The organism is Acidisphaera sp. S103 (assembly GCF_009765975.1).
Lineage (GTDB): Bacteria > Pseudomonadota > Alphaproteobacteria > Acetobacterales > Acetobacteraceae > Rhodopila.
The window spans coordinates 322,795-331,767 of record NZ_LMUJ01000036.1 but is presented as its reverse complement, the minus strand read 5'-3'; the positions used below and the strand labels follow the sequence as shown (position 1 = coordinate 331,767).

The window sequence follows — 8,973 nt, the reverse complement described above, 5'->3', positions numbered from 1 at the left end:
GACTCGAAAACAGCGGCGTATAGCTCAGCAAAGATACTTCGCTCGGCGGAACCGATCGGCGGGCTGGGTCTTGGCTTCAGCCAGATGGTGGTGCTGATCCGCCGTCTGGCCGTGCCTTATGCGCCGAATGCGGGGTGGTAGCGCCGCCCGCCGTCTACGTCATCGACAGTTCCTTGTAGCCGTTGGTCGAAATCGCATCGCAATGTTCGCGGAACGCCGGATGGCCGCCGCTGTAGCGCATCACCCGGCGCACCTGCTTGCCCTCCACGTTGCGGTTGATACCAGTCATCCAGGAATCGACCTCGGTGAACAACAAGCCTTCATTCGTTTCGATGACGTGATCCGTCCACGTCTTTGCCGCCTCGGGCGTTGCGTCCAAGCGGGTCAGGCCATTGTCTTGCGCGTGGCGGATCAGCGCGGTGACCCAGTCGGAGGTGTATTCCACGGCCCGAGGAAAGTTACCCAGACCCGCATGCGGACCCATCACCATCATGAAGTTCGGGAACTGATCGACCAATATCCCCAGAAGGGTGACGGGCCCGTTGGCCCATTTGTCCTTCAGCGACACGCCGCCGACACCCCTGATGTCGATCTGATCGAACGCCCCGGTGATCGCATCGAACCCGGTCGCATAGATGATCATGTCGAATTCATAATCAGCATCGCGAGTGCGGATACCTTGCGGCGTGATACGCTCGATTGGCGAGTCAGTCAGATCGACCAGTTTCACATTTGGCCGATTATAAACCTCGAAATAACCGCTCTCCAGCGGCACCCGCCGCATGCCGAAGCCGTGCGTCTTGGGAACCAGCTTTTCCGCCACCGCCGGGTCCTTGATCCGAGCGCGGATCTTCCCGGCCAGCCAGTCGGACATCAGCTTGTTGGCCTCGCGATCTATCAGGACATCGCGGAAATTACCCATCCAGATGCCAAAGCCTGGCTCCCCGTAGCGCTTTTCCCAGAATGCCTCGCGTTCTTCTTGCGTCACCTCGAGCGCCGAACGTGGATCGGCGGCGTGGATGAAGCAGCCGACGGTTTCCTGGCAACGGGCGAAAATATCCGCGTAGTTCTTGCGGATGTCGGCCATTTCCTGAGGCGTGACCTTGGCGTTGTGCAGCGGCGCCGACCATTGCGCGGTGCGCTGGAACACGGTCAGGTGTCCCGCGGTCTTAGCGATCTCAGTAATCGCCTGGATGCCGGTTGCCCCGGTGCCGATCACCGCCACGCGCTTGCCCTCGAAGCTGACTGGTGCCTTCGGCCAGTTATGCGTGTGGAAAGACTGGCCCTTGAAGCTGTCGATGCCAGGAATGCGCGGCAGGACCGACGCCGACAGCACGCCGATCGCGGTGACCAGGAAGCGCGCCGAACATGACGTGCCGTCTTGCAGCATCACCTTCCAACTGCGGCTGTCTTCCTGGTAATGCGCCGAGGTCACCGTCGTCTTGAACTGGATGTCCCGCCGCAGGTCGAATTTGTCGGCGACGTGATTAAGATACCGTTCGGTTTCCGGCTGGGCGGCGAAATGCTCCTCCCAATTCCATTCATCGAGCAGTTCCTGCGAAAACGAGTAGCCGTAGGTCCAGCTTTCGGAGTCGAACCTGGCGCCGGGATAGCGATTCCAGTACCACGTGCCGCCAACGTTGGAACCAGCCTCGAAGACCCGGGTCGTCAGCCCGAGTTCGCGCAGGCGGTAGAGTTGGTACAGCCCGGAGACCCCGGCGCCGATAACGATGGCGTCGAAATCGGGGGCAGCCTTTGCGGCTGGCTCGCGGGCGATTTCTATAGCGTCGTTCATGCGATCATCTCCTCCCTTGGATAGTTGGCCGCCGGAACTCTGTTCAATTTGGAGACGCAGCCTAACCTGAACCCGCGCCGATACGCCAGCCTCTACGATTTTCTGGCATTCCAGAACATCGACATCGGTCCCTTCAGCGGGTGTGTCAACAAGCTACTCCAGGCACCCATGGGTATGGAGCGCGCAGCGGTATGAACGGGACCGTATCAAACACGGCAAGTTATATCTCTCGTTCCAATCGTGTTTGCTCTGCCGCGCCATCGGAATCGAGCCATGCAATCGCGTTGTGTGGCGTGGTAAATGCGTTTGACGTCCCGGTGCCGCCGGGGGCAATCGGTTCGATGGTTAACCGTCCTGCCCCGCCTTACGATTTTCTTCGGCGGCAGCGACCAGAACCATCGCTGCCGCCGGCAAGCACCATCGTTCTACTGCGCGGCAGCGCTGAGTGGACTGTGCGCGCGCAGGAAACGCCGCACCCGGTCGATCGTGCGTTGCCTCAGGTCCTCCGGCTGCTTCCACGGATACACCGTGATGTCGGCATTCGGGGCAAGCGAGGCAACATCGATCGAGGTCTGCAACGGATGTCCAGGTACGTCGTCCGGCAGCACCAGCATCGGGGTCCGGCAGTTTCTGATGAAATCACGCGGCACGCTGTAGAGGAAATCAGGTTGGGCTGCGTACAGGTTGTGATAGTATTTCTCAATCGTGTCCGCCGACACGTCGGCGCGCCGCTTCCGGAAGTCAGGTTCCCAGTTATCCTTGCTGTGCCGATACATAACCGTTGGATTTTCCGGCCGGTGGCCGACGGTCTGGCAGAACACGGCGGCAACGACGCGATCCGGCGCCCGTTGCAGCAGCTTCCCGGCAAAGCAACCGCCAATGCAGTAGCCCATGTAAAAGAATTGGCGGATACCAAGGTGATCCATCAGCCCGAGCTGGTCGTCGGCGAAGGCATCCCACGGGTTGTCAACGGGCACGGGGCCGGTTGATTCGCCGCCGTTGGCATTGCGCTGGTCCATGGTGATGCAGCGGAAGTCGCCCTTGAACGCCTCCATCGCATTGATTACCGCGGTCGGCCAGTTGCTGATCCGCGAGTTCAGGCCGCCGCCTGGGGTAACCAGAAGCGGAAACCCGGAGCCCGTCTCCTCATAGCGGATACGGACGTCGCCTTTTTCATAGAACGGCATGACAGTTCCTCCTGAAGCCTTACGAGAGTTCAGCGCAATTTGCGCCGGCACTCAACCAACCGTCAGACGATCCCGCTTTCCGTCAGCACCGATAGTGTCCCACGAGACAGTCCCAACTCGCCGCACAGCACGGCTTCGTTATGTTCCCCAACCAATGGCGCCCGCCGCGAGATTTCCCACGGCGAACCGTTGTAGATCGCGGCCGGTCCCGGATAGACGTAGGTGCGGCCAAGCTCCGGATGCTCGACCTGCTGCCAGAAACCGCGATCGTGCAGGTGACCATCGTCCAGCAGCGCCTCCGGCACCCGCACCGCGCCCCAGGTGAAGCCGCGCGCCTGGCCGACGTGATACACCTCCTCCGCCGGCAGACTGGCGATGAACGCCGCCAGCAACTCGTCGATAACGTGTTTTCCGCTGGCCGCGACCACTGCCGGGTCCTGGTATTTCGGATCGAGCAGATCGCCCGCCATGCCATAATGATCCATCAGTTCCGCAAGGTTGCGAACGTTCCGCACATTCAGCCCACCCGAGATCAGCGCCGTCACATAAACCCCATCCTTCGCTCTGAACTGCGTCCTGTTCGTCGGACTGATGGCGTGATGACGGCCGGTCTGCCGTCGCAGCACTTCGCCACGGTAAACGTAGTTGGCGATTGCCGATTCGGTGGTCAGTGCGCAAGCTTCATGGACCGAGGCATCGATGAACTGACCCGTGCCTGACATCGTTCGATAGACCAGGGCCGCCATGATCGCCATGCACGCGTAGTGACAGCCCGTGTGCCATGCGTTGCCGCCGCCTGGTGCGATCGGCGGTGCGTTCGGCACGTCCGCTTCGTCATACCCGCAGGACGCCATCTCGCCGCCGGCGGCCATGTGCAGCAGGTCGCTGGACAGATAATCTCGCCACGGCCCGGTCTGGCCGAATGGCGTCAGCGAGCACACGATCAATCCGGGGTTGGCCGCCCGAAGTTCGGCCTGATCCAGCCCCAGCGACGCCAGGAAACCCGGCGGGAATGTCTCCAGCACAACATCCGCCGTCGCTGCCAGACGCTGGAACAAAGCCCGTCCGTCCGCGGTTTCCAGATTGAGTGTCACACTGCGTTTCGAGGTGTTGTAGTACCAGAATGACAGGCTGCGATCAGGATGCGGAATGTCGTTCAGGAATGGTCCGACCTGACGGCAGCGCTCGCCGCCGGGTGGCTCGATCTTGACCACGTCGGCCCCTAGATCCCCCAGAAGCTTGCCGCAGAACTGGCCCTTTTCGTCCGCCAGTTCCAACACCCTCAGCCCCGCCAGCGGCCCGCTCATCGGACCATATCCTCCAAGTAAGGAAATCGTGGTCGCTTCGCGGGCCAGAATGTCCCGTCATCGAACCCGGCGCGTAGTTCGGCGTGGCTGTAGCCAAGCAAACCTTCGATGATCTCCTGCGTGTGCTGGCCGATCAGCGGGCTGGGCAGTTGATTGACCGCGGGGGTTTCGGACAGTTTGAAGGGCGCATTCTGCACCTTGTTGGTGCCCAAAACGGGATGCTCCATGGGTTGATACATTCCCCGGTCGCGCAATTGCGGATCATGTTCCACCCGATCCTCGGCGCTTTGCACCGGCAGTGCACGAACACCGGCGGCCTGGCAGTGTTCCGTCAGCTCGTATTTACCCAATGTCATGGTCCAGGCTTCGATATGCGCGTCCAGTTCCGCTTGGTGCTCCAGCCGTCCGATGACCGTCCCGAATTTCTCCACTTCTGCCCAGGCGGGCATCCCCATGACGCCGACAAGGCGTTGCCATTCCTCGTCCGAGTGGCAGACGATCACGCACCAATCGTTGTATCCGCCGGGATGCGTGCGATAGGCGTTATGTGGTGCCACCGTCGGTCCCCGGTAATTGCTCATCAGCGGCGTTCCCGGCCAATGCGCCCGATTGCCCGGCGGAAACCCGGGCCGCTTTGATCCCCGTCCATTCACCGTGAAGTCTAGCAGCGCCGGACCGGTCAGTGGCACGCTGGATATCATCTGCGCCTGGTCGATATGCTGGCCTCGCCCCGTCATGTTCCGATGATACAGTCCGGTCAACGCGCACATGGCCCCGTACAAGCCGCCGGTATCGTCCATATACGACCAGCCCCAGCCCGCTGGAGGCTCATTCGGCAGCCCGGAAAGATGGGTCAGCCCCGATACGGCCTGAGCCACCGGGCCGAACGTGGTATAGGCATGATTCCGCCCCGTATGGCCGTAGCCCGACATCGAGACATACACGATATCCGGCTTGATCCTGCACAGTTCGTCGTATCCCAGGCCCCAGTTCTGCAGCACACGTGAGCTGAAATTCTCGATCACAATGTCCGAGATGGCGATCAGCCGCTTCACGATCTCCAGCCCCTTGGCGCTGCGCACATTCAGGCTGAGGCTTTTCTTGTTGACGTTGGTATCCGCGAAATTGCCCGAGGTGTTGAGATTCACCTCCAGATGCTGCGGCGTGGTGGAACTGGGCAGCCGCCCGCGCTCGCTTTCGGGCCATTCGATCTTGATGATTTCAGCACCGAACGCGCCCAGCCAGCGCGTCGCCCATGGACCGGCCCGCACCCAGCTGAAATCCACTACGCGAATGTTCTCCAAAGCGCGCGCCTGCGGCATAGTGTCGTTCTCCTGTCAGGCCCGAGCGGTCGGAATGAACATGGCTGCGTCCAGATGCTGAATATCACCGGCGCGATGTAATCTCATGGTCTGCCCCCCGTTTCGTTGCAGCAGAAGCGAAGCTTCTGCCAACGTCAAGCGATCCGTCCGCCTTCATTCCGTCAGCTCTTGTGCAAGCAAGCATCGTTGTTGGGTCCCAGCGGTAACCCCGAAATGCCGCAAGCTGGCCGAGATGATCCACGAGATCGAGGATGGCAAACGGGCACTGGACGACAACAAGCGGCACTGGAAACCGCGCGCAACGATTGGGGCGTCGACCTCGCCCGCATTACGCGTTTCACCCACGGCACCACTGCCGCCACCAACGCGGCGCTGGAACGCCGCGGCGCCCGCATCGGCCTGATCACGACACAAGGCTTCGGTTCCAACAGGCGTCCGAGATTATATAGAGCATCGCCGCGCCGCCCTTGATCCGTTCGCCCCTCGCATGATTTGGGCTAAGATGGCTCGTCACCACCAACGGGAGGCTGAGCATGGCCAAGAAAGACGCCATCGAGGCGACGGTATCTGGAAACGACCAGCAGGTTGGGTTCCGCGCATTGGTAATGAAACAGGCAATCGAACAAAACCTCGCGGGATTGGCGAGGAACGACGCCAATCAGATCGTTCACTTTACCCTGCACGGCGACAAGAAACGGATCGATTCGGCGCTCGCAACCATTCGAGAGGGAACCAAAAGATCGTCCAACCTGAAAATTACCACGGCACCGACGGCGGTCGATCTCTCTCTGAATACGTTCACGATCGTCGACTGGACTTCTTCGAGCCGACACATCACCAACAAATATAACCTCGTTTTCCATCTGAGGGCCGATGACTCGGCTATTTCCGCGGGAGACACCAAGACAGCATGGCATAAAATTCTAGAAGGCACCCTGAATGCCGACGACCTAAAGAAACTTCACCCTGACGACTGACCCCTCGACGAATACGCTGACTGCTGTGCTCATGTCCACGAACATGGTCGAGGCCGAACCGGTGGGGTAGAATATTGGGAAGCGTGTTCCCCTTGCTCACGGGACGCCAAGACCAGAAATTCTGTGGAGGGTGAAATGGCCAACCAACCAACTGGCGGAGAAAAGCGCCTTGACCGGCGAACCGTGTTGCAGGCCGGAACAGCGCTGGCTGCCACCGGGACGCTATACGGACGCCGAGCTGAAGCTCAGCAAGGGTCTTTGATCATTGATTCCCAAGTCCACGCCTATGCGGCGAACACGCCGGACAGACCCTGGCACAATGTGCCAAACTGGCCCGCGCATGTTACCGGTGACGAGATGGTGGCGGCGATGGACAAGGTTGGTGTCGCCGGAGCGATCTACATCTCGCCGATTTCGATGTACCAATACGACGGCAGCTACGCGGTGAGCGTGCAACGGGCTCACCCGGATCGGTTCGCTCTGGTCAAGCCCGTCAATCCCGACGACCCGGCGGTCGCCGACGACATCGCGGAATGGAAAAAAACACCGGGTACGGTCGGTATCCGCCTGATCATGACCAAGGAGGGGAAACACGCGCCCGACGATCCTGGCTTCGACCGGATTTTGCGTGCCGCCGTTCAGCATGATTTTCCGGTGAACGTCCTGTTTTGGGGTAACATCGACGCGGGCACGGCTCTCATAGACCGCCATCCTGAGGCGCGCTTCATCATCGACCACATGGGCATCATGCAACCGAGCGTGCCACCGGCACCGCCGCAGCCCTGGGCCGATCTTCCAAAAATCTTGGAACTCGCCAAACGCAGGAATGCTGTGATCAAGATCACCGGCGCCTGCACGCTTTCAAAGGACCCGTACCCGTTCCCAGACATCTGGGACCCGCTGGCTCGCATATTCGATGCCTGGGGTTTTGATCGCTGCCTGTGGGGCACCGACTGGACGCGCGCGTTCGCCGTTGTCAATTACGAACAGGGCGTCGAGCCTTTCCTGAAAACCGACCGCCTGAGTGCCAGCGAACGAACCATGCTGATGGGTGGTGCCACCACGAAGGCGTATGGCTGGTCGCCGCAGAAAGTTTAGCGCAGAGTTGAGACCGACATGGCACCACATCCTCAACGACTGACAGTCACTCACCGTCCATGGGCGCTCGCGCAACCGTTTATGACTGCGCATGGCGCCAAGACCTCGGCTGACATCGTTGTCGCCGAGATCTCCGATGGCGACTCACGCGGCCGCGGCGAAGGCGTTCCGCTTCCACGCTTCGGCGAAAGCATTGAAAGCGTCGTTGCCGAGCTTAACGCAATGAAGAGCGCGGTCGTTTCGGGGCTCTACCGCGAGACACTGCAACACGCGCTGTCACCAGGCGCGGCGCGCAACGCTCTCGACTGCGCGTTCTGGGCCATCGATGCAAATCGGGCTTATTGCACCGTCGCCGAACTGGCCGGACTCGACGCGGTTAAGCCCGTCATGACGGCCTTCACGCTATCTGTGGATACACCTGGGAAGATGGCCGAATTGGCGGCGGCCAATTCCACCCGGCCATTGTTGAAATTGCAACTGAACGGTGACGGGGGAGACATCGAGCGGGTTAAGGCGGTGCGGGATGTGGCTCCGGCGGCGCGCTTGATCGTCGACGCAAACGAGAGCTGGAACGAGGTCCAACTTGGCGAATATTTGCCGATGCTCATCGACTTGATAGTCGAAATGATTGAACAACCGCTACCGGCTGACGCTGACGAGGCGCTTGCCCGGTTTGGGCGCTCGATCCCATTCTGCGCCGACGAATCTTGCCGGACTCTTTCCGATCTTGACCGGCTCGATGGTAAATACGCAACCGTCAATATCACGCTCGACAAGGCGGGCGGCCTGACCGAGGCGCTCGCTCTGGCAGCGGAAGCGAAACGGCGCGGGTTCAGGATCATGGTCGGCGGCACGATCAGCACGTCGCTTGGGATTGCACCGGCACTGCTGGTCGCACAGCATGCGGAGTTCGCCGATCTGGACGGACCCTTGTTTTTGGCGTCCGATCGCTTGCATGGCCTACGCTACGACGGCAGCATGATCCATCCACCCGATCCCAATCTCTGGGGTGGTCCCTGAGTGGTTCGTGCTTCAGCCCGATGCCTATGGCTCATTTTGATGGCCTCGCTCAAATGGCTACTTGGGATGGCGGTTCTCTTTCGGTACTGTCGCAAACTTCCATCGTGGACGTGCGAGTCCCGCAGAGATGACGGGCCTTATGCCGCCAAAGAGTAGAATTGCCGGGCCGGGCACACCTCGCCTGTCGGGCGCAACTACCCCTTCCGGATCATGTGCATGAGTTCGACGTCTGCCGACCGTGAAACAACCGGAACGGTACGAACTCGC

At 60.6% G+C, this 8,973-nt stretch carries 8 protein-coding genes; 4 read left to right on the top strand and 4 right to left on the bottom strand.

The genetic code is table 11. The features are described from left to right. Positions 1-154: 154 nt before the first annotated feature. From GSQ89_RS09880 to GSQ89_RS39175, 4 genes are all read right to left on the bottom strand, one after another. Complete coding sequence (locus GSQ89_RS09880; protein ID WP_158924495.1) at positions 155-1,795, bottom strand: NAD(P)/FAD-dependent oxidoreductase; 1,641 nt, start codon at positions 1,793-1,795, stop codon at positions 155-157. 425 nt (positions 1,796-2,220) lie between these two features. Further along, entirely contained in the window at positions 2,221-2,982 is a 762-nt protein-coding gene (locus GSQ89_RS09875) for an alpha/beta fold hydrolase (RefSeq protein WP_158924493.1), read from the bottom strand. A gap of 62 nt (positions 2,983-3,044) precedes the next feature. Continuing rightward, positions 3,045-4,289, bottom strand: a complete 1,245-nt coding sequence (locus GSQ89_RS39180; RefSeq protein ID WP_254073141.1) for a CaiB/BaiF CoA-transferase family protein — start codon at positions 4,287-4,289, stop codon at positions 3,045-3,047. Further along, on the bottom strand, positions 4,286-5,611 hold the full coding sequence (locus GSQ89_RS39175) for a CaiB/BaiF CoA-transferase family protein (RefSeq protein ID WP_254073140.1): 1,326 nt from the start codon (positions 5,609-5,611) through the stop codon (positions 4,286-4,288). Before GSQ89_RS39175 ends, GSQ89_RS39180 begins: the two co-directional genes overlap by 4 nt. Before the next feature lie 213 nt (positions 5,612-5,824). On the opposite strand from GSQ89_RS39175, the gene GSQ89_RS09865 reads away from it, so the two are divergent. The 4 genes from GSQ89_RS09865 to dgcA all read left to right on the top strand — a co-directional run bounded on the left by GSQ89_RS09865 (position 5,825) and on the right by dgcA (position 8,706). Further along, positions 5,825-6,082 carry a hydantoinase/oxoprolinase N-terminal domain-containing protein gene (locus tag GSQ89_RS09865; protein ID WP_216856088.1) on the top strand — a complete coding sequence of 86 codons (258 nt, stop codon included), beginning with the start codon at positions 5,825-5,827 and terminating at the stop codon, positions 6,080-6,082. A gap of 62 nt (positions 6,083-6,144) precedes the next feature. Next, positions 6,145-6,588 (top strand): acylphosphatase, encoded by a 444-nt coding sequence (locus tag GSQ89_RS09860; RefSeq protein WP_158924491.1) that lies wholly within the window; start codon positions 6,145-6,147, stop codon positions 6,586-6,588. Positions 6,589-6,723: 135 nt separating this feature from the next. After that, positions 6,724-7,686: an amidohydrolase gene (locus tag GSQ89_RS09855; RefSeq protein ID WP_158924489.1), complete on the top strand. Its 963-nt coding sequence runs from the start codon at positions 6,724-6,726 to the stop codon at positions 7,684-7,686. 18 nt (positions 7,687-7,704) lie between these two features. After that, on the top strand, positions 7,705-8,706 hold the full coding sequence (gene dgcA, locus GSQ89_RS09850) for an N-acetyl-D-Glu racemase DgcA (RefSeq protein ID WP_158924487.1): 1,002 nt from the start codon (positions 7,705-7,707) through the stop codon (positions 8,704-8,706). The last annotated feature ends 267 nt before the right edge of the window (positions 8,707-8,973 follow it).